This window comes from Haloarcula sp. Atlit-7R, from assembly GCF_003666065.1.
Lineage (GTDB): Archaea > Halobacteriota > Halobacteria > Halobacteriales > Haloarculaceae > Haloarcula > Haloarcula taiwanensis.
Genome location: NZ_QXIK01000009.1, coordinates 37,171 through 61,965, shown reverse-complemented (window position 1 = coordinate 61,965; position 24,795 = coordinate 37,171). Strand labels below are relative to the sequence as shown.

Annotated in this window: 17 protein-coding genes; 11 read left to right on the top strand and 6 right to left on the bottom strand. The window is 54.7% G+C overall.

Annotated features, from left to right (window positions below):
• Positions 1-9: 9 nt before the first annotated feature.
• The 3 genes from D3D01_RS16485 (at position 10) to D3D01_RS16475 (ending at position 4,973) form a co-directional block, all read left to right on the top strand.
• On the top strand, positions 10-639 hold the full coding sequence (locus D3D01_RS16485) for a hypothetical protein (protein WP_199725413.1): 630 nt from the start codon (positions 10-12) through the stop codon (positions 637-639).
• Between the two features lie 60 nt (positions 640-699).
• Positions 700-1,023 carry a hypothetical protein gene (locus tag D3D01_RS16480; RefSeq protein WP_121512980.1) on the top strand — a complete coding sequence of 108 codons (324 nt, stop codon included), beginning with the start codon at positions 700-702 and terminating at the stop codon, positions 1,021-1,023.
• Positions 1,024-1,169: 146 nt separating this feature from the next.
• A complete protein-coding gene (locus D3D01_RS16475; protein WP_121512979.1) occupies positions 1,170-4,973 on the top strand; it encodes a helicase-related protein in 3,804 nt (1,267 codons plus the stop codon).
• An 8-nt stretch (positions 4,974-4,981) separates the two neighbouring features.
• Here the strand turns inward: D3D01_RS16475 and D3D01_RS16470 are convergent, their stop codons facing one another.
• Positions 4,982-7,288, bottom strand: a complete 2,307-nt coding sequence (locus tag D3D01_RS16470; RefSeq protein ID WP_121512978.1) for an Eco57I restriction-modification methylase domain-containing protein — start codon at positions 7,286-7,288, stop codon at positions 4,982-4,984.
• Positions 7,289-7,450: 162 nt separating this feature from the next.
• Here D3D01_RS16470 and D3D01_RS24585 point away from each other — a divergent pair, with 162 nt between their 5' ends.
• Positions 7,451-11,104, top strand: a complete 3,654-nt coding sequence (locus D3D01_RS24585) for an Eco57I restriction-modification methylase domain-containing protein (RefSeq protein WP_233563438.1) — start codon at positions 7,451-7,453, stop codon at positions 11,102-11,104.
• A gap of 49 nt (positions 11,105-11,153) precedes the next feature.
• Here D3D01_RS24585 and D3D01_RS16460 read toward each other — a convergent pair whose 3' ends face one another.
• Positions 11,154-11,825, bottom strand: coding sequence for a site-specific integrase (locus D3D01_RS16460; RefSeq protein ID WP_121512977.1), 672 nt, complete (start codon positions 11,823-11,825; stop codon positions 11,154-11,156).
• Positions 11,826-11,986: 161 nt separating this feature from the next.
• On the opposite strand from D3D01_RS16460, the gene D3D01_RS16455 reads away from it, so the two are divergent.
• Together D3D01_RS16455 and D3D01_RS16450 are read left to right on the top strand one after the other, a co-directional pair.
• Positions 11,987-12,793 carry a recombinase family protein gene (locus D3D01_RS16455; RefSeq protein WP_121512976.1) on the top strand — a complete coding sequence of 269 codons (807 nt, stop codon included), beginning with the start codon at positions 11,987-11,989 and terminating at the stop codon, positions 12,791-12,793.
• 353 nt (positions 12,794-13,146) lie between these two features.
• A complete protein-coding gene (locus tag D3D01_RS16450) occupies positions 13,147-13,830 on the top strand; it encodes an NAD(P)-dependent oxidoreductase (RefSeq protein WP_121512975.1) in 684 nt (227 codons plus the stop codon).
• Between the two features lie 29 nt (positions 13,831-13,859).
• Here the strand turns inward: D3D01_RS16450 and D3D01_RS16445 are convergent, their stop codons facing one another.
• From D3D01_RS16445 to D3D01_RS16435, 3 genes are all read right to left on the bottom strand, one after another.
• The gene (locus D3D01_RS16445) at positions 13,860-14,540 is read right to left on the bottom strand and encodes a class I SAM-dependent methyltransferase (RefSeq protein ID WP_121512974.1); all 681 of its coding nucleotides are present in this window, start codon (positions 14,538-14,540) and stop codon (positions 13,860-13,862) included.
• Positions 14,537-16,483 (bottom strand): copper-translocating P-type ATPase, encoded by a 1,947-nt coding sequence (locus D3D01_RS16440; protein ID WP_121513037.1) that lies wholly within the window; start codon positions 16,481-16,483, stop codon positions 14,537-14,539. Before D3D01_RS16440 ends, D3D01_RS16445 begins: the two co-directional genes overlap by 4 nt.
• A gap of 472 nt (positions 16,484-16,955) precedes the next feature.
• Entirely contained in the window at positions 16,956-17,153 is a 198-nt protein-coding gene (locus D3D01_RS16435) for a heavy-metal-associated domain-containing protein (protein WP_121512973.1), read from the bottom strand.
• Positions 17,154-17,284: 131 nt separating this feature from the next.
• On the opposite strand from D3D01_RS16435, the gene D3D01_RS16430 reads away from it, so the two are divergent.
• The 4 genes from D3D01_RS16430 (at position 17,285) to D3D01_RS16415 (ending at position 22,938) form a co-directional block, all read left to right on the top strand.
• Entirely contained in the window at positions 17,285-17,884 is a 600-nt protein-coding gene (locus D3D01_RS16430; RefSeq protein WP_121512972.1) for an AsnC family transcriptional regulator, read from the top strand.
• Positions 17,885-17,990: 106 nt separating this feature from the next.
• Positions 17,991-20,594 carry a heavy metal translocating P-type ATPase gene (locus tag D3D01_RS16425; RefSeq protein WP_121512971.1) on the top strand — a complete coding sequence of 868 codons (2,604 nt, stop codon included), beginning with the start codon at positions 17,991-17,993 and terminating at the stop codon, positions 20,592-20,594.
• A 173-nt stretch (positions 20,595-20,767) separates the two neighbouring features.
• Positions 20,768-22,168 carry a permease gene (locus D3D01_RS16420; protein ID WP_121512970.1) on the top strand — a complete coding sequence of 467 codons (1,401 nt, stop codon included), beginning with the start codon at positions 20,768-20,770 and terminating at the stop codon, positions 22,166-22,168.
• Positions 22,169-22,344: 176 nt separating this feature from the next.
• Positions 22,345-22,938, top strand: a complete 594-nt coding sequence (locus tag D3D01_RS16415; RefSeq protein WP_121513036.1) for a MarR family transcriptional regulator — start codon at positions 22,345-22,347, stop codon at positions 22,936-22,938.
• Between the two features lie 867 nt (positions 22,939-23,805).
• Here the strand turns inward: D3D01_RS16415 and D3D01_RS16405 are convergent.
• Positions 23,806-24,027, bottom strand: a complete 222-nt coding sequence (locus D3D01_RS16405; RefSeq protein ID WP_121512968.1) for a hypothetical protein — start codon at positions 24,025-24,027, stop codon at positions 23,806-23,808.
• Between the two features lie 316 nt (positions 24,028-24,343).
• On the opposite strand from D3D01_RS16405, the gene D3D01_RS16400 reads away from it, so the two are divergent.
• A complete protein-coding gene (locus tag D3D01_RS16400; RefSeq protein WP_121512967.1) occupies positions 24,344-24,703 on the top strand; it encodes a hypothetical protein in 360 nt (119 codons plus the stop codon).
• Positions 24,704-24,795: the final 92 nt, after the last annotated feature.

The window sequence follows — 24,795 nt, the reverse complement described above, 5'->3', positions numbered from 1 at the left end:
TACGTGGCCATGTTCGGGAAAATACAGTCCGTACTGACTCGACTATACGCAAAGAACCGGGGAGGTGTCACCGAGACCGGAGAATACACTGCCGGCGGGATCTCGCGGACCGTGTACTGGTTCCACGACGAGAGCAAACGGATGGGCGACTACTCTCCGCTCGGCACCCTATTAATAAACGAACAGGCCAAGGAGGACTTCTCAGAAGACGTTGTCGACTACGTATTCCTCCACGAAGTCGGCCACGACCAAATGGGATTCATCGGGAGAACTCTATTCTGGTCGTTTTATTTGACATTCGGTCTGCTCTTCTTTGCCGGGATAATCGCCTTCCCACGCACACTCGTTACAGCCTTTCAGTCAGCTCCCTCTACAGTGATGCTTCCTGTATATCTGGTCGTAGGAATCGGAACGACCATCGCTGCGATACTTCCATTCGTGGCAATTTGTTGGATTGACGAAACACTGGCCGAATTGTTTACCATTTCCAAGATCGGCCGGGCCCAGTACCGATCTGTACTCGATGAGGTCAAGGAAGAATCAAGTGCTGGCCTCCTTCACAAGATTCGCCTCCGAATCCAGTACCCACCCGAAGCACTGATCCTCTGGATTGCAAGTAAGAAAGGGGTCGGCGGCTAATAGAACCCTGTATCCGTGAGAAAGTTTATTCATTATCGTCTGAAATCATCTGGGTAAGAAATGGTCGGTGTCTTGAGTTCTATTCGGTACGTCATCAACACCTATCTCAGTAGTGCTGTCGGAAACTTCTTTGAGTTCGGCCGGCAGCAAATCGCTCTCCTCATAGTGCTGACCCTCACCGGATCAGCTCTCCTCGGCGTCTCACCGGTAGAAGCGATCAAAACAGTTGGAGCGATGAGTCTCCGCCGAACTACTGCTCTCTGGGGAATCACCTCTGTCCGGCGTGCTGTCACCACCGGACTAATCGAGATCTTGGTCTGGGAGGGAATCGCCTTTCTTGGCTGCACTGTCAGCGGCTACCGGCTCTACCAGAACACCGATTAACTCCGGTTTTACAGTTGCGGGACTGCGATCACAGCCGCTCCAAACGCTGTCACGAACCTTCCAGTCTGAACTGGAGCTTAATAATTCAGCTTGCTTAATTCTTCCCTGATAGTTAAGCCTCAGTACAATTTACAACTGATAGCACGATGATTTCCCTCCCTCCTCTCGTCGATAACGCCAACCGGACAGTCGAAGATGTCTACAAAAAAATCATCCCTCAAATCGAAGAGGCTAGAATCGCCACTGGGTACTTCTATCTCTCTGGTTTTGATCTATATCGGGACGATCTTGAACAACTAGCTGACCCAGACGAACTCGGTCATGCGCCGATTCGCATCTTGATGGGTCGGCAAACGAATCGCAGCACAGCAGATGAAATCGGGGAGGGTCAAAGTCTACGAAACGAACTCAAAAATGAGGTTAAACAAAGTATTGAAGAACTCAACAACGCGCAGTTGGGTCGCCTTGATCGGCTCCGAGATTTCATAGCAGAAGACAAGGTTAGCGTCCGTGTGCGAAATCCAGAAAACGGCTACTTCCACGCTAAAGGAGCCTCCTTCAGAGCACCCCACGACGATGACGACTGGGCAACTGACAACGACCGCGACACACGTCCCTGCGCAACAATCGTTGGGTCCTCAAACTTCACCGCCAGTGGACACCAGAACAACATCGAACTGAACCTCACAAGCCAGGACCGTCCCGAAGCAGAGGCTTTCGAAGACTGGTATGACAACCAGTGGGCGAACGCTGAGGATTTCAGTGAGGAGATTATTCGAATCATCGAGAATAGCAGTAAGTACCAGGACTGGAAGGAACAGCAGGAGGATGAGTCCGATGAGGTGCTGTCGACCAATGAGTTGGGCACCTATCTCGAACCGTTTGAACTCTACAAACTACTTGCCTATGACGAACTGAATGGGAACGTCAACATTCGGGATAGTCCTCTGTACTACTTCCAAAAACTCGGCTACGAGAGCGCGAAAGAGAAACTATCCCAGTTCAACGGGTGTATAGTCTCCGACTCCGTCGGTCTCGGAAAATCATTCATCGGCGGAGAGCTCCTCCACGACTACCGTCAACGGGGTGACCACTGTCTCCTCATCGTCCCGGCAAATTTGACTGATCAGTGGAGAGACCTCCTCCAAGACGATACTGACGAAGATGGCAACCCGTACTTCGGATTGGAGGCAGACGGCACGCATCTTGATGTAATGAGTATCAGCAAGTTCCAGAATCTCTCCTACGGCGAGGTCCAGGACCTCAAGGATGAGTTCGACGTCCTACTTATCGACGAGGCTCATCGGTTCCGGAACTACGGGAAGTGGCGACCGAACCCAGACCACGATGACGACTACAAGGGGACGCGAAGACACGCGAATCTCAGACAGCTGCGCGGAAAGACGATGATTATGCTGACTGCGACTCCGATCAACAACAGCGCCACCGATCTGAAGAATCTCATCAGTCTGTTCACCAGCCCGGAAGAACTCCGGAACAAAGCATCACTGGACTTTGATGCGTTCGACGAATACATCGAGCTCTCTGAGACGCGAAAACGCATCGCTGCCGGGAAAGAGGAGGTTGGTGACGACGAACAGCAGGAAATCACTGAACAGCTTCAGCGTCACTCCTCTGAGATTTCGAATATTCTGAACGAAGTGATGGTTCTTCGGACGCGCAAGCACGTCAAAGACCAGATTCAGGACACGGAGGACTTCGAGATGAGCTTCAAGCCGCCGAAACTCAACAAGCAACAGTACTCTCTTCCGGCGGCCTATCAGCCAGTATATCGGATGCTCCCCGACGTGATGGACGCTCTCCACCTTCCCCACATAACAGTCAAAAACCCGAAAGCAGGGGGCACGTTGAAAGCTCTCTACAAGCTGAATCTGCTTAAACGGCTTGAATCATCAACGTACGCTTTTGTCCAGTCGATAGAGACGCTACATCAGAGCGAACGACAGCTTCTCGGCCTTCTTGATGAACTCCCCGAGGACGAAGACATCGATAGGCTCCGAACTATTCAGAGGGGGGATGACTCTGAACTTGGTGACTTTGTCGAAGGGGCGGACGCTGCTGAAGATCTCGAACAAACACTCGAAGAATTCGGTTTCGATACCACCGCTATTCAAGCGGAAGAAGGAGCTGATACAGAAGGAGACGAACTGGCAGAGGCCACCATCGGCGAGGTGAAGATGTACATTCGGGAGGACCTCACCCTTCTCTCATACTTCCTCTCGCAGTTTATCGGTGATGTCGCCCGTGATGCGGGCAATGTGAGCGATTACGCGGTCTCCACGCGCCAATGGCTCGCTGAACACGATGCTGGCATCCTCCCAGACGTACCTGAAGAAGAAACGAATCCGGTTCTCTATCCACAGAGTGACCTGAGCGATGTAGATTCCGTCACACGTGACTTTTACGAGGCTATTTTCTCACTGCGCGAATTCCGCGATCCGAAGATCGACCGGCTTGCAGATGTCCTCACTAGTCACGATCAAAAAGTGCTCATCTTTACTCAGTATCGGGCAACTGCAGACTACGTCTATCGAACTCTCTGTGACAACGCGGACGCACCGCTCACTGAAGCGAACAGCGCAGTTGTCAAAGGGGGCGATGAGAACAAGCAGGACATCATCCAGCGGTTTGCCCCCGAGGCGTCGGGCTACCAGCAAACGCTCTCGGAGTCGGGGGACTCAGAGCTACAGTACGTAGTGGCCACTGACACGCTGAGTGAAGGGGTTAATCTTCAGGACGTCCATGTGGTGGTCAATTACGACCTGCCGTGGAACCCGATGCGGATTGTACAGCGTGTCGGGCGAGTCGACCGGATCGGTAGTACCGCTGAAAAACACGTCCACAACTTCTACCCGGATGGCGACATCGAAGCAGCGATTAAGCTGTTGAAACGCCTGCAAGCAAAGATCAACGATATCGCGCTCATCGTCGGGAAGGAGAATAACATCCTCGATCCGAACGAAGACCAGATTCTCGAAAAGACAGGTGTGGACACAGAGAAGACGATTGGAGAATTGCAGGTGGACGAGATTGGGGATTCGCTCCAGAATTCCCGTGAAATTGATGACGTCAATGAACTCGACGACACGAGCAAGAACCCGCTCCTCCGCAACGCTGGGAGCAATGAACAAGCTGCATTTGAACGGTACCTCCTGAAACGAGAACTGAATGAGGATTATGACCTGGCCGCGGAAGACTTCGAGTACGCGGAGGAATTCTTCGATGACCAGCCCGAAGAACGAGAATTCCTCTATACGAATGTAACTGACCACGATGCCGGTCCCCGTCCGGGCGTGTTCGCCCTTGCTCACCTCTGGTTCGATGATGATGACCATGAGTCCCCGCTTGGACGCGTCCGTCGTGCTTTCTACTATAAGCCCTTCGCTGACGAGGTCAAAGAACGACCCGTGAGCACGCTCAATATCGATCCTTCAGTTGACGGCAAACCGATCACCAGAAATCCAGATACGGTGTTGTCGAACCGCGGTGATATTCAAACAGTCCTTGACGAACGTCTCGAGGTAATTCGAGAAGGTCAGGTTGAGGGAGCTTTCAAACATGGAGAGGCCTTCTCGAAGGAACAGGAAACGATTCTCGATTTCATCAACCACTACGTACAGCCGAATCACGGCGATGAGACGGCTCCTGTCGAAGGCTTCGAAACACTGGAAGAATGGGCCAACGACCTCGAAGAGCGGTTGCAGGACGTAAAGCTGGCGAACACGGATGAAGACCGAATTATACGAGAGATCTTTCGTGAGAACGAACAGTATGACTCCTTCCCGGAGTGGCCGCCCGTAGAGTTCCTCAGCCAACTTGAGGAATTCTTGGAAGAGAATGTCGAAGCCTCCACCGAATACCAGACTAAACTGATGGGGGAGAGTGAAGTGAAAGCGCAGCTCGTATGCTGGGGGGTTGTCGGACAGTGATTCGGGAGCTACGGTAGGGGGCCCTTCTGGTCCAACAAATCGTATTTCTCCAAGACCAAATCGAAGTACATCTCGTCCATCAGTTTCGGATTCTCAACGCGATGGAAGTCGTCGAGAACAAACTTCACGTCACGACGTTCTAGGCCATACGCGTGGAACACGGCCGCGTCTATTTCAGCTTGTAATTCTCTCCGTTCTTGATCTTCTGTCGCCGGTTCGATTCTTCCAATCCGTTCGCGCATCTCTTCGAATTCTTCACCGTAACAATTCAATCGAGCAGCTCGTTCAGCGATATAGTGGAACCAGTCATCTCCGTCGGTTAGGCGTGGGAGCTGGGATTCTAGTAGCTCTCGTTTGACGATGTGCGTCTCGACTTTGGTCCGCATCAGGAAATCGAACGCAATGCTGTTCAGGAGTCCAGTTGCCACGAAAAGTTCCTGATCCGTGAATCGGCGGACGTAGGGTGATCGAAGAGGTGACTCTGAGAGGTGTTCCTCTTCGGGCTCAATGGAGAACGGTTTGAACGTGTTAATGGTGTGAAGACATATGACGTCTTTCGGAAGTACGGTAGCTATTATTGTCCGCTCGTCTCGGGATCGGGAAACGTCTCGAATGCCAATTCGGTACTCAGTGCAATCGAGTAGTATATCCTCTTCCTCAAGTCCGTGGCCACGATGTTCTCCGAGTAATTCATCTACGAATTGAACTTGAGACTTGCTCGTCTCTGGGCCTCCAAAGGCGTCGTAGATTGCCCGCTTGAGATTGCCTCGGTTGAATTTCTTTTCACGGACACGGTACTGAGCACTATTCGGCGGATCGTACATGCCTCGGCTCCAATACCGAGGGTTGTCCAAACTCTGTGTTTGGGTATTATCGTGTTCAAATTGGTGTATGTTTGCTCCCCCGTATACTGGATAATCAGCATTATCTGGAGAATCTTGCAACCGGTCTTTATCGGTGGATTCGACGAACTCCTTAGTCAACATATCCACTGACCAGGTACCTTCGATACTCTCATTTAGAGGTGGTTGAGTGACTACCTTGCTGAGGACGTCGGCTTCGACTTGCGACGTGATCGAGGGGAAAATTCTACCCTCCGGAGAATAATTGAGAAGTACTTGACGTGGGATTTCTGCGGCCAAATCCTCGATATTGTAGACTACGTCCATACTTCGTTGGTTGAAAATGCCTCGGAGCCGACTGGTCTTTCCACCATACTCAAATGTCAGAATTGCAAACCGGTATTGCCGATGTATCTGCTCAAAGATTCCCTTATTCTCGAAACCGATTAGGTTCTCTATGTCTGTGTGGTCCAGTAGATGCGTTCGGAGGTCTTTCCCCATCACTCCCCCGAAAATAGTGCCGGGGAGGAGCAGACTCACCCTCACGCCGTCTCTGGAGAGTCTGAAGACCCGCTCTAGGAAAAGAGCGGACAGTTCATTCTTTGTCGGCATCGTCCGTCCGCCCACCACCGGCGATTGAAGCTTGTAGACCTCTCCCTGTGTGAAGAAGTTTGCTTGAGTCTCCATAGAGTTCTTGTATTCTTCCCATTCCCACGCAACCTGAGGGTTTGAGAGGAGGTCTTCCATCACACCGTCTTTTTCCTCCGACGGATAGGTACGGAACTGCTCATCGTATCGAATAAAGAAGTCGTCGCGGTTCGCGTAGAGCATGTCCCATGGTGGATTCCCGATAAACACGTCGAATCCGCCCTTCTCGAAGACGTCGGCGAACTCCAACGGCCAGTGGAAGGGGGACCACTCCCGTATTTCTTCGATCGTGATGTCGTCAAAGCCAGCGTCTTGGAATTCTCGCTGAAGAACTGCGTCAAATTTGTCGCGGTGTTTCTCTATTCTGTCTTCCGCCTCTTTCCGCCATTTTTGCGCTTCGACACTGGTCTCTGCCTTTTTATGCTGCTTGATTGCTTTCTTAACATCTTCAAACCGAGTTTTCACCTCCCACGAATCAAGGTCACTATCACCGTCTTCGTTACTCTCTATGGCCGTATCAAGCTCCCCGATCAGGCTGTTCCCCTGCCGGACATTGAAATCGATATTCGGAAGCGGTTCCACCTCGCTCGGCTCATCTTCAATGTCGGCAACCATCGACAACCAGAGTCTGAGCTTGCAAATCTCAACAGCACCTTCGTCGATATCGACCCCGTACAAATTGTGGAGGATGGCCGTCCGCTTTGCATACAGTGATGCAGAACTTTTCCCAGACTCGATATCCTCTATCTCTTCTCTTGTTCTGGACTCTAGCTCCCACCCTTTCCCCTCTGCTTCGAGCTGCTGGAAATACTCAATGCACTGCATCAATTGTTTGTAGAGTTTTGGTGGAGTTCTGACTCACTGGGCGATGAGCTAGTATGTCAAGTCTCCAATCGAAGTTCAGTTTAAATCCTCATTGAACAATGGAGGGGTAAATGGTAGATATACACATCAAATTTGATGTGTGATTAGATACTTTCAGGTGGTATGACTTTACAACAGATTACTGCCTCCGATATCGCAGGCTGGGACTCTCTACCTGACATTGCGAATTCCCTAGAAAAACGTGGGCTCAAACCACGCCCAAAGCTGGGTGAGGACAACGAGCTCGTGTTGCAACTCGATGATGACGAATTCATTGTCATCGTTAACGCTGGTCCAGGTGAGACAGCTACAGACTTCAAACCGGAAAACCGCTCACGTCACACCAACCTCGTTGCTACCAACGACTTCGAGAGCTTCACCTTCATTACTCGAGTCCGAAGCTGGGAGGGTCAGCAGCACGGTCGAATTAAGCATCAAAAGATTTCGTTCTCGAAAGAGCAGTTCACGCGGGACAGCGGAGAGAAGAACACTATTCTCCAGAAATTGAACTCAATCGAGTATGGTTCCTCCGCTGCGATTTACGATACTCTATACGACACGCAACAGGTCGTCAAGGAGTTCTATGAACAGTTTGAGGAACTCCGGACTGACCTCATTCAAGAGGTCACTGGTATTCCTGAAGATCGTGGTGATGCGAAGCAACGATATGTGCAAGTAATCCTCGATCGAATGATCTTCCTATACTTCATTCAAGAAAAGCGCCTCCTTGATCGGAACCCGAACTACCTTCACGAACAGCCGAATGAAGTCGTTGACGAGGGCGGTGACCACTATACAGATTTCTATGAACCCCTCTTCTTCGAATACCTTGCAGAGGACAAGCAGAACCCTGATTTCGGTAGTCTTCCATACTTGAACGGTGGCTTGTTTGCACGGAATCCTGTCGAAGAGGAGTTTGAAGATGCGAAGTTAGGTGGCTCTACCGAAGAAACGAACGGGCTCTTCGACGATATTCTTGATTTTCTCTCCGACTGGAATTGGAACGTAGACGAGCGACTCGACATCGTTGACCCCAAGAATCTCTCCCCTGCAATTTTGGGTCACATCTTCGAGCAAACGGTCAATCAGAAAGAGATGGGGGCGTACTACACCCCGGAAGAGATCACTGGTTTCATGGCTCGTCGAACGATCCATCCGTATCTACTCGATCAACTCAATGAGGCTGTAGACGCAGACTACGACGAGATCGACTATGTGTTCGGATTCCCCGTGCCCGAGACAGATAGTGGTGCAGAAGCCGTTGCCGATGGCGGAACGATAACTCAGCAAGTTCCAACAGAAAACGTTCAGACTAGTCACGTGGAGACTCTCTACCACGACATTCTGAAGGAGGCGCACATTCTTGATCCCGCGGTTGGAAGTGGTGCCTTCCTGCTCGCTGCACAGGAGGTGCTGATGGACCTATACATGCAGTGCATTGAGTATTTCCAGCGGCTCGAAGCAGAGGGGAAAGGATGGGAGCTGGAGAGCCGTACTCGTGAAGAATTGGAGAGTATCGGAGAGGGGCATGGTGGGATATCACTCTTTGCAAAACGATCTATCATTCTGAACAACCTCTACGGAGTGGATATTGAGGACGGAGCAGTCGAAATTTGCAAACTACGCTTGTGGTTGTCGATGGTAGCTGATATCGAAGACGAGCCGAACGAAGTAGAACCGCTCCCGAATATTGACTTCAACATCCGTCAGGGAAACTCGCTGATTGGATTTACCGAACTTCATGAAGTTGCACGAGAGGAGGCCGGCGATGCGTCACTATCGAATTGGGGTGTTGGAACTGCGGTCAAAGACCTGTATGAGGATGTCATTCGAGAGCAAGACCGCCATCGAGCTGCGGATTCAGCCCGCGAAGCACAGAACGCTCGTAAAATGGCTGAGCGGAAAATCGACACACACAGCCAGGAGCTTAATGAGAAGATTCGCGACCAGTTCAACGAACTCGTTGATGAGGATATTTCTCTTAAGGAATTGGAGGAGTTCTCACCGTTTCATTGGGTGCTGGAGTTTGCTACTGTCTACCGCGAAGGTGGGTTTGATGTCATCATTGGTAACCCGCCGTGGGATGAGCTAAAACCGTACCGTACGGACTTTTTCCCAAAGCATGATACTGAGTTCCGTAGCCGCTCACCAAGTGAGAAGGACAAAAAGGTAGAGGAACTCTTAGAGAACTCCGACATCGCTGCTGAATGGGAGAAGTTCCAGCGAGATAAAGAACGGCAAGCGACCTATATCAACCAGAGTGGAGAATACGAGTACCAGACGCCAAGCGTCGAAGGTCAACAGGTTGCAAGGACGAACGATTTGTCCCTCCTGTTCTTCGAGCGAGTCTATGATATTGTCAGAAATGGAGGTTACATTTCACAGCTGCTTCCTGGCCCATTCTTTAATGCCGCCGCTGGGAAGGATTTGCGGGTTCATGCTTTGGAAGAATCTGAGATACAGAGTATCATCGGTTTTGAAAACAGAGGAATCTTCTCTGACATAGACACTAGATATAATTTCGGTATCGTTACTCTCCGGACAGGGGGAAGCACTCATACTGTTCATGGTATATTCCATCAGACCACTGTTGATGTCCTCCGGTCGATTGATGATGTAGCTTTAGATATACCGGCGCGCATCCTCAAGGAGTATTCCCCTGGTGCTCGAATATTCCCAAATATCGAGGAACAACAGGAGGTCTCAGTACTGGATAAAATCCTCCAGACACCACCATTGGCGACTGAAATTGAAGCTGCTTGGCGTACTGTCTTGTACAAGGAATTGGATCGGGGACGAGATCGGGATAGATTCATCGAAGACGAATCCAAAGGTGACTATCCGGTTTATCAAGGAAAGAACATCCATCAATTCTGTTATGATCCGACATACGTCGACGATCTTGAACCCATCTCTTTCTGGAGTGTCGATGAGGATAACGAGGATTTGAGTGCTAAGCGTCGCGTTCGAGAAAAGAACTTCCGTGCCCGGGACTCTGCTATTAGTCTCAAGAAGGCTATCTACAACAAGTTCGCTGATGATCCTGAGTTCAGCCACCTACCTTCAAGTTCACAGAAGCGTTTCGTCAATCGGTTGCTGACGGAGGAATTTGACCGCCCCGAACTTTCTCTGGAGGACATCCGTCTTCATAGTTCTGAGTACCGAATTGTGCTCCGTGAGGTCGCTCGTGCAACTGACGAACGGACGCTCATTGCGGCTGTAATTCCTCCGGGCGGAGTCGTCGTCCATACGCTTTACACGGTCCGGCCATTTGAGGCGAACCCTAGTAAGAACGATCTTTCGCAATTCCCGATGCACAGTGCTTACGACCGTGTTTTCACCGATATGGAGCTTTTCGTCGCGCTTGGGCTGATCAATAGTATCCCGTTCGATTTCTTGATGCGGACGAAGGTTGATTCACACGCCTCGAAGTACAAGTTTGAGGAGTCACAGGCACCTAGACTTACTGACGGCGACAACTGGTTCCACTACATTGCCGATCGTGCGTCGAAACTTAGCTGCTACGGTGAGGAGTTTGCTGAGATGCGAGAGCGACTCGGTGGGATCGAGCCAGCGACAGATATGGACACTCGGCGTGAATTACAAGCCGAAGTAGATGCAGCTGTATTCCACGCTTACGAGCTAGATGAGGAGGATATGCAGTTCGTTCTTGATGACTTCCACCGAGTGTCGAATCCCCGAATTATGACAGAAGCGTATTTCGAGAAGGTCGCTGAAAAATACACTCACCTTGGAGACGTAGGGCCGATGGAATAACTACTGAATTAGCGCTACACCTTGTTCCTAAACATCAGTGGGTTCAGCTTTACTGATGAATACTGTCCAGCGCTCGCCGGGTCATAGCTCCATCGACATTCAAATATTGTCGTGCAGTCTTGATGTCTTCCCAACCGAACATTGCTCTGAGTGCAGGAAGGTCCAAGCCTCTTCCCGCATGGTATGAGGCAGCTGTGGCACGTAGTCCGTGTAAGGAGGTTGCGTCGTCGGCGAGTTCTGGAGACAGTTCAAGAGCTGTTTCTAGACGTCGCTGTAAGGTTGAGAACGAATATGGCCAACCTCCATGTTCGTCAAGTAGTAATTCGATGGCAATTCGGACCCGGTACGAGAAATGGTACGGTACTGTCCGAGATGCAGCTTCTGTTTTTGGGAGCCAGTAGCGATCTGCAAAACTCTGAAATTCAGTCTCGGGGTTGTGATTCATTCGTTGCTTCACTGCCTGACGGCAGTATCCACAGATACCGCCGTCACGTCCCTTTGTACAATCTTCCTGTGGGGGAATTTGGATCATCTGCCGCTCTAGGTCAATCCAAGAGGTCGTCAGATGCGTGGTCTCTCCGGGTCGAAATCCAAGACGTCCGCCGAGGAGAATAGCCGCTCGTGTTTCAAGACGCCGTTGTGTATCCGTTATTCGGCCCGCTCCTTCCAATAACAGCTCGAACTCACGCTCGCTAAGAGCTCTTTCTCGTGTTGCAACCATACCTGTCGCTCTCTGTCGATACAAAGATAATCTGCATCTTCTCCGATTGCCAGATAGTATATAAGGAATATGCACTCGCTGGTTTCAGTACAAACCTAGTACTTTCGACGGGGCCGTTAGAAGGCTGATAACTTATACAGTCGACCGACACCGCAGGAAGTATGCCTGAAATCGGCTTCTACGCCCGTGTCTCGACAACAGACCAAGACCCACAACGACAACTCGACGAACTTCGGGAGTTTGCCGAAGACACGTATGACGACCCAGAGATTCATGCCTACGCTGATCTCATCAGCGGGACCGAAACTGGCCGCGGTGGAGAGTACCAGCGACTCCGTGCAGATATTGAAGACGGTAAACTGGATGTCGTCGTTGTCCACGAACTCTCACGTCTGTCTCGACTCGGTGCCGGCGAAATCCACGAGTTTCTAGAGTTCTGTCTTAGTCACGAAACTGGCGTTCAGGATATTGAGGTCGGTCTCGAAATCAGCCTCGAGGATGACCTCGTCGACAGAGCGGTGAGTCAGCTTATCGCTGGTGTGATGGGTGACCTAGCCCGCGTAGAGCACAAACAGAAGCTCCGCCGAATTCAGTCCGGAATCGATGCTGCGAAAGATGCTGGCCGATGGACTGGACGGCCGCCAGCCGGTTTCGGCGTTGAAGACGGCTATCTCCAGGTCAATGCCGACGAGTTCCTGACTATTCGACGTGCACTCGAACGCGTAGAGCAGGGATATACTTACGCAGAAGCAGCTGACGGAACGCCTGTCGCCGAGTCAACGTTGCGAGCTCTCTACGACGACCGTCGTGACCTGTATTTCTATGCCGAAGCTGAAGATGAGAGACTCAAAGCTGCCGCTCAAGAACTTGAACCACTCGAGAAACCGGACATTCCTGCAGATTCAAATCTCCCCGAACGGGAAATTCGGACTATCGTTCGCGATGAGATACGGCGCCACCAGCAATAGCTATCCGAAGTCAGGGCGTGCAATAGTCGTGATGGCTGCCTCGGAGCCCCTCAATACGGTGAGTCCGTTTCCAGCTCGTAAGAGACCGCAAAAATAGCTCTGAAAAGCAGTCCTATCTAGTGGCTGGAGAAGTGTCCAGATATTAGACGTTTGCTTACATCAGTTCGACCTCAATCACCGTCGAGCTTAGGATACCAAACTTAACAACCAACAGTTCTTGTCATTTCTTATCGTTTATGCAGCTATCGTTCCCTCATTCCCGATATACGTCCCGTTGGTCCCAGTTACCCGGTCTTTCGGTTTGTAACAATAACTGAGGTGAATGATGGTCCCCAAAACAGTGATACAGCAACATGGAACTGGCCGTCTTCGGTGCGACAGGTGGGACCGGTCGTGAACTGACTGCACAGGCAAGCAATCGCGGGCATGATATCCGGGTCCTCACGCGGTCACCGGCAACGATTTCGACTGGGAGTGCTCTCACCACTGTCGAAGGGAACGTCCTCGATCCGGATGCTGTCTCGGCAACAATTGAAGGGGTTGATGCTGTGTGTTGTCTCCTCGGTCGCACACCGAACAACCCGGACGATATCGTCTCACGGGGAACGGCACGTATCATCGCTGCGATGGAGCGCCACGGGGTCGAGCGACTGGTGGTTCTGACGTCGATGGGACTCGGTAGCAGCACGTCTGCTGTTCCTTGGTACGTCAGATTAGCGAACGCAACGGTTCTGGCCGACCTCATGGCAGACAAAGCTCGGCAAGAAGAACGGGTCATGCAGAGCGACCTCGATTGGACTATCGTTCGGCCAGGTGGCCTGACGGACGAACCAGGAACCGGTGAATACGTCCACGGTGTAGACACCCACGTGACCGCTGGTCCAATCCCTCGTGCCGATGTTGCCGAGTTCCTTTTATGGGTGATCGAGACTGAGGGGTATGTACACGAGACGCCGTCGCTCACCACGAGACGCGATATCGATATCGAGTTCCTTTGGGACCAGGCCACTGGCGTGGCCCGCCGAGTAGTCGGCTAATGACGAATCTGTGCCTTGGTGGAACTATTTTAAGCTCCCTTTGTTCCCGTCACCACGTAGACCGTCCCTCCGTGAAACGTCTCGCTGGAAACCGATGCGAACGTCTCTTCGACTGATTGGACGATTGGGGCCTCGGGATACCAGTTGGTAATGTAAGCCGAGACGCCTTCGATGAGTGGGTTGAGCCAGCGAAGCGGTGCCATCTGGAACGACCGAGCGTCGAGAATTGCAGTGTGTCCTCCATGACGCAATACGTCGGACATCTCGGCCACGACCGCCTCGACATCGCCCATTGCGCTCAACGACAGTGTTGCGCAAACCCCATCGAAACGGTCACTCGCCAGTGGCAGCCTCCTTGCGTCCGCTCGAAGTACTTCGACTTCACAGTTCAACTGTTCGCCGCGTTCCCTCGCGCGCTTGACCATACCGGGGCTGGCGTCGACGCCGACGATAGTTCCACTCGGGCCAACGGCGTCGGCAAGTCGGTCGAAGTTCGGACCAGGCCCACAGCCGACATCGAGGACGGTATCACCGTCGTCCAACGAGAGGGCGGCGACCGTCCGGTCGCGAAATTCGCCTGTTCGACCGAACAGGAAGCCCGTGACGAAAGCAGCGTACACCCGGTCGTGCCGGCTCCACCAGTCGTACACGCGCTGGCTGTGCGTGTGGTCGCGACGGGCGAAGGCCCACTGGCGAAACGCGTCAATCACGAAAGATCGACTCCACGGAGTCTGCGGGCATTGATAGCGACGATGACCGTCGACAGCGACATGAACACCGCGCCGATGGCCGGCGACAGGAGAATCCCGACGGGTGCGAGGACGCCGGCTGCGAGGGGCAACGCGAATACGTTGTAACCGGTCGCCCACACGAGGTTCTCCTGCATCTTCCGGTAGCTCGCCTTCGAGAGTTTGATGAGTCGAACGACGTCGCGGGGGTTGTTCTCGACGAGAATGATATCTCCCGACTCGATTGCCACGTCTGTCCCCGAGCCGATGGCGATACCGACATCCGCTCTAGTTAGTGCCGGGGCGTCATTGACGCCGTCGCCGACCATCGCGACCAGCTTCCCCTCGGACTGGAGCTGTTCGACTTTCGTGTCTTTCTCCTCGGGGAGCACTTCAGCAAAGTACTGGTCGATACCGAGTTCTTCGGAGACGGCCTTCGCGACGTCTTCGGAGTCCCCGGTTAGCATCGCCACCTCGATGTCCATCGCGTGTAGTGCGTCGATGGCCTGCCGGCTTTCCTCCCGGATGACGTCTGCCAGCGCGAACGCAGCGACGACCTCGGATTCGTCTTGGATGAGGTAGATAACTGTCTGGGCGTTTGAGCCGGCCTCATCGGCGAATGAAGCGATAGACGATGGTCTGTCGATGCCGAGCTTCTCGATTAGGTTGGGACCGCCAAGATGGACTAGCTCGCCGCCCACGGTTGCTTTGACCCCGAGCCCACGGAGGTTCTCGAAGTTCGAGACACTCGCTCGCTGGACGCCACGTTCGTCGGCGGCGGTCCGAATCGCGCGAGCGATCATGTGCTCAGAGTCGCCTTCCACGCCAGCAGCGACCTCGAACGCTTCTTCTTCGGACCAACCAGCTGCCGTCTCGACACCGACGACACCTTGCTCGCCCTTGGTGAGCGTCCCGGTCTTATCGAACATCACCGTGTCCAGGTTCCGAGCTTCCTCCATGGCGATACGGTCGCGGATGAGCATCCCGTTTCGGGCGGCCGTCGACGTGTTGATTGCGACGACGAGCGGGACGGCCAGACCGAGTGCATGTGGACAGGCGATGACGAGCACCGTGACGACGCGTTCCAGTACGGCGATGTTCAGCCCCACCGCAATGACCCATGCCACAGCCGTGATAGCCGCCACACCCAACGCGGCGTAGAACAGCCAACCGGACGCTCGGTCGGCGAGCAGCTGTGTCTTTGACTTCGACTGCTGGGCATCCTCGACGAGTCGCATGATGCCTGCCAGTGCTGTCTCGTCGCCCGTCTTCGTCACGCGGACCCGGAGACTCCCATCTTGGTTAACCGTCCCAGCGACGACATCAGAACCTTCCTCCTTGTCCACGGGTCGCGATTCCCCCGTTATCATCGACTCGTCGACCGAGGACGCCCCCTCGACGACTTCGCCGTCGGCTGGAACACTCGCTCCAGGTCGGACGAGTAGGACGTCTCCGTCCTGAAGTTCCGAGACGGGTACCCCCTCGGTCTCGCCACTCTCGGTGACTCGCTCGGCCGTATCGGGCATGAGTTTGGCCAGTTCGTCGAGCGCACCGGAGGCCGCCCGGACCGACCGCATTTCGATCCAGTGACCGAGCAGCATGATATCTATCAGCGTGACCAGCTCCCAGAAGAACGGAGTCGTACCGGGAATGAATAGGCTGGCGACGGAATATAGAAATGCTACGACGATCGCCATCGAGATGAGCGTCATCATCCCCGGCGACCGGTCTTTCAGTTCAGGAACCGCCATCTTGAGGAACGGAACGCCACCGTAAGCGAACACGACTACCGCGAAGACGGGTGTTATCCAACTGCTTCCGGGAAACGCCGGCGCGGAGAATCCGAGTGCCCCTTGTATGAACGGGCTATACAGGAGTACGGGTATCGACAGCGCCGTTGAGACGAAGAACCGACGGCGAAACATCTGTTCGTGACCGGCGTGCATCCCACCGTGACCGTCGTGATCCGCGTGGTCACCGTCTTGATCGTGGCCTGCGTGCTCGCCGTGTTCTGCTCGGTCGTGTAACTCCCGTTCGGCTTCGGCAGCCCGCTCGGCCTCGTCTTCGAGCAGTTCCTGTTCGACGCTAGAATCGGTATGGGTCCCGGGACCGCTTTGTTGTGGATGGTTGTGTTGGTGCTCGTTACCGGGTTTATCAGTTCCATCGCCAGCAGATTCGAGTTCACAGATGCGGCAACAGGCGCAATCGTCGTCTGACTGCGGAGTAGCGGGGCGGTCTGGCGGCTGTTCGTCCGGCGGGTCGTCGTCTGGGTGGTTGGTCATGTATTGTTTATTGGTACCGTCACCCATTGTACTAGCTACACGCCGACACTATCGCGTACGGCCGGCGGAAGGACTCGAATGAGAACGACGGGATGATTTTCAGTACGTTGCCGGTTCAGGCTTGCGCGGTGTATCCCGCATCTTCGACGGTTTCCACGAGACTCGATACGTCGGTGTCCCCCTCGACAGTAACCTGTTCGGCGTCTCGGTCGGCGGCGGCACCTGTGACGCCAGAGACTTCCTCGACCGCTTCTTCGACTGTCTGTTCACAGTGTCCGCAGGTCATCCCTTCGACGGTGATGGTGGTGGACATACACTACTCTCTACGTACCCCTCTTTTATTCTGATTTCCCTTTCGCTATGGGGGATACGATACCCATCTTACTTTGGAATCAAATCCAGAATTGTCGGAGAGCTTTAGTCATTCATAGCCGTACTCGAAGTATGCGCGAACTTGACGAAACTGACCTCGAAATCCTTCAGTTACTGCAATCGAACGCCCGCCGGGCCTACAGTGACATCGCAGAGGTAGTCGGCCTCTCAGCACCTGCCGTTTCGGATCGGGTGGCAAAGATGCAAGATATGGGCGTCATCAATCGTTTCACGCTCGATATCGACCGGTCACAACTCCAGAAAGGCATCCCGGTGTTACTGACTATCGAGGTAGCTCGGGAGGGTCCAGACGTTTCCGCGCTTCGGAGTACCTTGCTTGATGATGGGGCAGTGGAACACGTGTTCACCTCGGCCGACGGTGAACTGATAGTGTACGCTCGGGTACCTGATAACGATGTTTCGAGCTGGCTCGCTGAAACCGTGGCCGAAGATGCAATCGCTGATGTCGAGGTGACGCTTCTTGCGGCGGCTGATTGGTCCCCAGACCTTGGCGGGGCAGAGTTCGCGCTCACCTGCGCCCAGTGTGAGAATACGGTCGACAGCGAGGGGACTGCGGTTCGCATCGACGGGAAGTTGTATCAGTTCTGTTGTCAGTCGTGTGAAACCCGGTTTACCGAGAAGTACGAACAGCTTCAGCAGGGGGCTGATTGAGTCGACACTGATCGACGGGTAGGTTTACAATCAAAAGCTCAGGTGGCGATTTGCTGAATAGACAAAGGCACAAATCGATTGAATATAGAGTGTGTATGTATGAGTGATGAGTAAGCGAAAAAGCCACGTCGATATCCAGGGGATGAGTTGTGCGAACTGCGCACAGACAATCACCGATGCAGTCACCTCGGTTGACGGCGTCTCGGACGCGAACGTTAATTTCGCGACCGACGAGGGAAGCGTCGAATACGACCCCGACGAGGTATCGCTCGAACGAGTCTTCGATGCTATAGAGGAGGCCGGGTACACGCCAATTACGGATTCGGTGACGATCGGTATCACCGATATGACGTGTGCCAACTGTTCGGAGACAGTAGAAAATGCACTCCGGCAGACGCCGGGTGTCGTTGCGGCCGATGTCAATTTCGCGACTGACGAGGCACAGGTCACGTACAACCCGGCTGAAGCGAGTCGCTCGGATCTATACGATGCTATCGAGGATGCTGGCTACTCACCCGTCCGTGAAGGTGATGATACTACTGACGGTTCTGACGGGGATGCACGAGAGGCTGCCCGACAAGAAGAAATCCGTCGGCAACTCCGACTGACGCTGTTCGGCGCCGTACTATCCTTGCCCTTGCTGGTGTTCATGGCTGACCACCTGCTGGGGCTCGGGCTCGTCGGCGACGAGCTCTTTGGCTTTCCGTCCGGATGGATAGCGTTTGTCCTGGCGACGCCCGTCCAGCTAGTGCTCGGCAAGCCGTTCTACGAGAACTCCTACAAGGCGCTCGTCAAGAACGGGCGTGCCAACATGGACGTCCTGATTGCGCTGGGCTCGACGACTGCGTACGTCTACTCCGTGGCGGTTCTGCTTGAGGTAATTGCCGGCGGACTGTACTTCGACACCGCGGCGTTCATCCTCGTCTTCATCACGCTTGGAAACTACCTCGAAGCCCGCTCGAAGGGACAGGCCGGCGAGGCACTCCGCAAGTTGCTGGAAATGGAGGCTGACACCGCCACTGTCGTTGATGAGGACGGAAACGAGGAGGAAATTCCGCTCGAAGACGTCGAGGTCGGAGACCGGATGAAGGTTCGCCCCGGTGAGCAGATCCCCACCGACGGAGTCGTCGTCGATGGGCAGAGTGCCGTCGACGAGTCGATGGTGACTGGTGAGTCAGTCCCTGTCGAGAAAGGCGAAGGAGACGAGGTGGTCGGCTCGACGATCAACGAGAACGGCGTGCTCGTCGTGGAAGCGACGAAGGTCGGAAAGGACACCGCCCTCCAGCAGATCGTCCAGACTGTCAAGGAGGCGCAGTCGCGCCAGCCGGACATTCAGAATCTTGCCGACCGCATCTCTGCGTACTTCGTGCCTGCAGTCATCGCGAACGCAGTTCTCTGGGGAATCGTCTGGTACCTGTTCCCCGAGGTCCTTGCGGGCTTCGTTGATGCGCTGCCGCTATGGGGTCTCGTCGCGGGTGGTCCCGTCGCCGCTGGCGGTGTCTCAATCTTCGAGTTTGCGATAATCGTGTTCGCCTCGTCCGTACTGATCGCCTGTCCATGTGCGCTGGGGCTGGCGACGCCCGCGGCTACCATGGTCGGGACGACCATCGGTGCACAGCACGGCGTCCTGTTCAAAGGTGGCGACATCCTCGAACGCGCGAAGGACGTCGACACCGTCGTCTTCGACAAGACTGGAACGCTCACCAAAGGCCAGATGGAACTGACCGATGTGGTGGTCTTTGATGGCGAGGACCAGCCCGTCGCCGATGGTGGAGATCCTGCCGTAGACGGTGGCCAGCTAACCACGCACGATCAACTCAGCGAGGATGACGTGTTGCGACTCGCAGCCACCGCTGAGAGCGGGAGCGAACACCCGCTTGCCCGTGCGATTGTCGATGGAGCCGAAGATCGCGGTATCGATGTGACTGTCCCCGACGACTTCGAGAACGTTCCTGGACACGGTATCAAAGCGACCGTGAGCAACAGCGAGGTGCTGGTCGGTAATCGAAAACTCCTCCGTGACAACGGAATCGACCCTTCGCCGGCCGAGGACACGATGGAGCGCCTTGAAAACGAGGGCAAAACGGCGATGCTAGTCGCATACGAGGGCAAAATCGTCGGCGTGGTCGCCGATGCCGACACCGTCAAAGAGAGTGCGAAGGACGCCGTGAGCCAACTGCAGGAGCGTAGCGTCGACGTGATGATGATCACCGGCGACAACGAGCGCACCGCCCGCGCTGTCGCCGAACAGGTCGGCATTGACCCCGAAAACGTCCGTGCTGGGGTTCTCCCGGAAGACAAGTCCGATGCCGTCGAGGCGATTCAAGACGATGGGCGCAAGGCGATGATGGTCGGTGACGGCGTCAACGATGCCCCGGCACTCGCGGTTGCGTACGTTGGCACGGCTATCGGCAGCGGGACGGACGTCGCCATCGAAGCGGCGGACGTTACGCTGATGCGTGACGATCCGGTGGATGTCGTGAAGGCAATCCGCATCTCGGATGCGACGCTCGTGAAGATCAAGCAGAACCTCGTGTGGGCGCTGGGCTACAACACGGCAATGATTCCGCTGGCCTCGCTCGGCCTGCTCCAGCCCGTCCTCGCCGCCGGCGCGATGGCCTTCTCCAGCGTGTCGGTGCTGTCGAACAGCCTGATGTTCCGCCGATACACCCCCGACCACGACTACAAACTGCTGGGCTGGTTCCGATAGACCGACTGAATCTGGCCTCATTGATTCCAACCTCGCTACTGTAACCGGACAGTGGCTTCGAGGAAACCGACATCCCGAAACTCAGTCTTGCTTTCGTATATTCGGAATCTCGCCGCTCCGAGCTTGGTTTGTTAAGAACAACGGCAAAAAATCAGCCCCGCGATGTACTAGATATGCAAGCCGCCATCGTCGACGGGATTTTCGAATCCTTACGGATCGGGTTCGGATTCCTTTGGACAGCAGCATGGGCAATCATCATGGGCCTCGTCATCACGAGTCTCGTGCAGGTCTACGTCTCGAAAGAACGGATGGCTCAAGTCCTGGGCGAGGAGACTGTGGGTGGCGTCACGAAAGCGACATTGTTTGGCGCTGCAAGTAGCGGGTGTAGCTTCGGTGCGATTGCTATCGGGAAAGGGCTGTTCAAGAAGGGGGCACACGTGGTGAACGTCCTCGCCTTCATGTTCGCCTCGACGAATCTCATCGTCGAGCTGGGACTGATGATTCTCATACTGCTGGGCTGGGAGTTCCTCGTCGCAGAACTGCTCGGTGGTGTCATTCTCATCGCGGTGATGGCAGTCCTTGTCCATCTGACGCTCCCTGAGAATCTCTTCGACGAAGTCAGACAGGCGCTCAACGACCGTGACCACGACCACGGGATTACGGAGGACCCGACCTGCGGGATGGAAGGCAAAGACGAGTACTCGCTGGTGACCGATGGCGGCGAGACGCTGAAGTTCTGCTCGGAAGGCTGTATGGAGACCTACGAGCAGGAAGCCGCCAGCAGCGGCGGGTGGCGCGATGAACTCTTGTCGTGGGGTGGCTGGTACAAGGTCGGTAATCAGTACCGAAAGGAGTGGTCGATGATCTGGAAGGATGTCGTGGCCGGTTTTCTCATCTCGGGGTTCGTCATCGTGTTCGTTCCACAGTCGGTGTGGAACACGCTGTTCATCCAGGGCGAGGGTGTGCTCGTCAGCGCAGAGAACGCCATCATGGGCGTCGCTATCGCCGTCATCAGCTTCGTCGGGAGCATGGGGAACGTCCCATTCGCCGTCGCGCTCTGGGGCGGGGGTATCAGCTTCGCCGGCGTCATCGCGTTCGTCTATGCCGACCTCATCACGATTCCCGTCCTGAACGTCTACCGGAAGTACTACGGCTGGAAGGTGATGCTGTACATCCTCGGCGTGTTTTTCGTGACGATGGCCTTCACGGGCTTTCTCATGGAAGAACTGTTTGACGTGCTCGGTCTCGTGCCAGACCTCGCTGGCGGACAGACTGCGACCGAACAGACGTACTTCGAAATCAACTACACGTTCTACCTCAACCTCATCGCGTTTGCGCTCTCGGGGTTCCTGCTCTACGTCTACCGTCGAGGGCTCGGTGCGCCCGGCAAGTATCGTGACCCAGTCTGTGGGATGCGGACTGACGATAGTGGACCGAGTCTTACTCACGATGATGAGACGTACTACTTCTGCTCGAAACGGTGCAAGCAGTCCTTTGAAGAACACCCGACCGAGTTCTCAGACCAACACCCACACGTTTCTGAAGGAGGTGGAGCCGGCAGCCATGACCACTGACCAAATTGGCATCCACTGTCGGGCTACGACGTTCAGGCAGCGGCGACAGCCACACGATGTGCCCGTAAAACGTCAGTCAGTATGAGACACGTTTGAATGGTAATCAAAACTGGTACACCGCCGTCTCACTGATGATTACATATGATCACGCGACACACTAGAGCGAGGTGGGTGACATGAATAGCCGGCGAGCAGATACGGCTGCCGGCCTCCTCGTCGCGGCTATCTTTCTCTTTGGCGGAGTGCTCAGCTGGCAAGCATACCAGCGACAGCAGGCGTTCGAACAGATGGGGTCGATGATGGGGATGGGGTCGTCGATGGGCGCTGCGCACGGAACGAGTCCACTCTGGTACGTCTTCGGGACGCTCTTCGTCTCCGCTGTCGTGGGTGGCGGGTATCTCTTGGTTCGAGATGAGTTCGCTGGCCCAGATGCAGAGACCCGTTCGCAGGCCTCGGCAACGAGTGCGGATGGTCCTAAGAGTACGGCGTCACCGGCGGAACAACCAGCTGGAGAGACTACTCCGGAATCGCAACCACAGGCCCGTGTGTTAGATCTCCTGCCAGAAGACGAGCGCCGAATCCTCGAACCGGTGCTGTCCTCACCCGGCCTCACGCAAATCGAACTGCGAGACCGCTCTGACTTTTCGAAGAGCAAGGTGAGCCAGACGGTCAGCTCCCTCGAGAAGCGCGGCCTGCTGTACCGCGAACGGCAGGGCCGAACGTATCGTATCTATCCGAGTGATGACCTGGAGCACAACCAGACCAGCTGATGACAGACGCAGGGGTCTTTATGTGCAGTGTGGTTTTGGCGCATAACATTCGGAGATAGTCACGTAGGGGTTCGAAAATACCCGACTGATTTGATGACCTCATCGGTCGAAATCTTTCGCAGGAAACTCTCTAAACACATTATAGGGTAAAGCCGAAATCGAGGAAAAATATGGTACCGTATAGACTCACACATGCACCTTGGCAACCGTTCGCTCAGCGCGCATCGACTCCCGGAACCGCTGAATCGAATTGCCACCGTCGGCGAGAGATTGACCATTGTCGCCGTTGGACTGGTGGTAGTGGCTTTCCTGACGAACCCATCGCCGACCCAGGACCTGCTAGGGTGGGGTCTACCGGTAACGCTGCCCGTGTCCCAGCCGCGATGGGGCCATTCGGTTGCGAGCTACATGATTGGCATGTGGCTTCTCGAGTTTACGTTCCCGCTGGCACTGTTGGGGGCGTACGACCGGTGGGCTGACTCGAAGACAGCGAGTCACCGGTGGCTCTTGGCTATACCAGCAGTGTACATGCTCGTGCTGTCGCTGTACTGCCGAGTTATATACGTTCCGAATGTCACGCCGACGCCGCTGGGTCCCGCCGCAACCGCTCTGTGTTGGGCATACTGTGCGACCGGTATTGGTCTCTGGAGTAACCTCGCTCTCGGCACGGCTGGGATGGGACTGATTGCATGGGCCGCGTCCCGCCGAGAGTGGCAGTCGCATTGGCTGTTCGCGGTCCTATTCGGCGTCCTTTCGCTACCACTGGGCGTGCCAGCCATCTGGTATGGCTTCCGTTCCCGTCGTCGAAACGATAGCCTCTCGAACTGAGATGCCTCGGGTAGGTCCTATCTCTCCTGACGGTCGGAGTTAGCTGCAGTTGCTTTCGTCGGGGTTCCACTCACACGCATCGCCCGTCACGAGATCGTTGTCGTCGATATAGGCTGATAGGCAGGCGTGGTTACAGAAGTAGTTGGGTGACCCACAGTCATCGGTGCAGTCTCGGACACAGATTGGCTCGTGATCGAAGATACGTGACCCACAGTACGCACATGTTTCGTCTGCGTCAGGTGTCTCGACAGTCGTTGACATACGTTTGCGAAGTGGCGCGCTACTGAAAACGGTTCTTCTGAGTATGACGGCTACCTCACCAGTACTTAGCTAATCGACTCTCTTGGCTATCGGACGCGAATCGTGATTCACTGAAGATTCACATTCGGACGCACGCTTCTGCATGCTTCTGAGACAACGGAGTTCTCCACCCTGTCGAATTCGGCTGCTATGAACGGTCCTGTTTCTGAAAAACGATTAGAACGCTCTATATACGTTCTCGAACGCTCTCCTATGCCAGTTCACACCTATCGTGATAACTCCAAAGCGGGCCTACGACTACCTGAGGAGAAAGACAATGACCAATTTCACTATTGGCCGCTGGCTGCTCGTAGCGCTCGCAATCGTCGGCCTCGCGCTGGCCCCGGGGCTGGGGAGCGCACACGGCAACGATACGACGGCAGATGACGCCCATCCGTATGATGAAACCGCTGACGACTGGCCGACGTGGATGGAAGACCACGTGACCGATCACATGGGTCCCGGCGCCGTCGAGTGGATGGAAGACCACATGGGTGTGACCGTCGGCGAAATGGCCCAGGACCACGACAACCACCAGGGGACGAACGGACAGGACCACGCTAGCGACTATCACAGACCCTACGGACAGGGTCAGACTGACGACCACCGCGGAACGCACGGACAGGGCCACTGCTGAGGACCCTGCCCAATTCGAATGCACCGACCGACCACCGCGACCCGCCAATACAGAATCATGACCCAACACACTACGCAGATTGGACGCACCGC

Bases quoted from the DNA above. Each gene is read 5' to 3' on its own strand.
- D3D01_RS16460 (WP_121512977.1), bottom strand. From the start codon at position 11,825: ATGGTTGCAACACGAGAAAGAGCTCTTAGCGAGCGTGAGTTCGAGCTG.
- D3D01_RS16480 (WP_121512980.1), top strand. From the start codon at position 700: ATGGTCGGTGTCTTGAGTTCTATTCGGTACGTCATCAACACCTATCTC.
- D3D01_RS16440 (WP_121513037.1), bottom strand. From the start codon at position 16,483: ATGTTTCGCCGTCGGTTCTTCGTCTCAACGGCGCTGTCGATACCCGTA.
- D3D01_RS16450 (WP_121512975.1), top strand. From the start codon at position 13,147: ATGGAACTGGCCGTCTTCGGTGCGACAGGTGGGACCGGTCGTGAACTG.
- D3D01_RS16435 (WP_121512973.1), bottom strand. From the start codon at position 17,153: ATGTCCACCACCATCACCGTCGAAGGGATGACCTGCGGACACTGTGAA.
- D3D01_RS16430 (WP_121512972.1), top strand. From the start codon at position 17,285: ATGCGCGAACTTGACGAAACTGACCTCGAAATCCTTCAGTTACTGCAA.
- D3D01_RS16400 (WP_121512967.1), top strand. From the start codon at position 24,344: ATGACCAATTTCACTATTGGCCGCTGGCTGCTCGTAGCGCTCGCAATC.
- D3D01_RS16420 (WP_121512970.1), top strand. From the start codon at position 20,768: ATGCAAGCCGCCATCGTCGACGGGATTTTCGAATCCTTACGGATCGGG.
- D3D01_RS16415 (WP_121513036.1), top strand. From the start codon at position 22,345: ATGAATAGCCGGCGAGCAGATACGGCTGCCGGCCTCCTCGTCGCGGCT.
- D3D01_RS16455 (WP_121512976.1), top strand. From the start codon at position 11,987: ATGCCTGAAATCGGCTTCTACGCCCGTGTCTCGACAACAGACCAAGAC.
- D3D01_RS16405 (WP_121512968.1), bottom strand. From the start codon at position 24,027: ATGTCAACGACTGTCGAGACACCTGACGCAGACGAAACATGTGCGTAC.
- D3D01_RS16425 (WP_121512971.1), top strand. From the start codon at position 17,991: ATGAGTAAGCGAAAAAGCCACGTCGATATCCAGGGGATGAGTTGTGCG.
- D3D01_RS16485 (WP_199725413.1), top strand. From the start codon at position 10: ATGTTCGGGAAAATACAGTCCGTACTGACTCGACTATACGCAAAGAAC.
- D3D01_RS16475 (WP_121512979.1), top strand. From the start codon at position 1,170: ATGATTTCCCTCCCTCCTCTCGTCGATAACGCCAACCGGACAGTCGAA.
- D3D01_RS24585 (WP_233563438.1), top strand. From the start codon at position 7,451: ATGACTTTACAACAGATTACTGCCTCCGATATCGCAGGCTGGGACTCT.
- D3D01_RS16470 (WP_121512978.1), bottom strand. From the start codon at position 7,288: ATGCAGTGCATTGAGTATTTCCAGCAGCTCGAAGCAGAGGGGAAAGGG.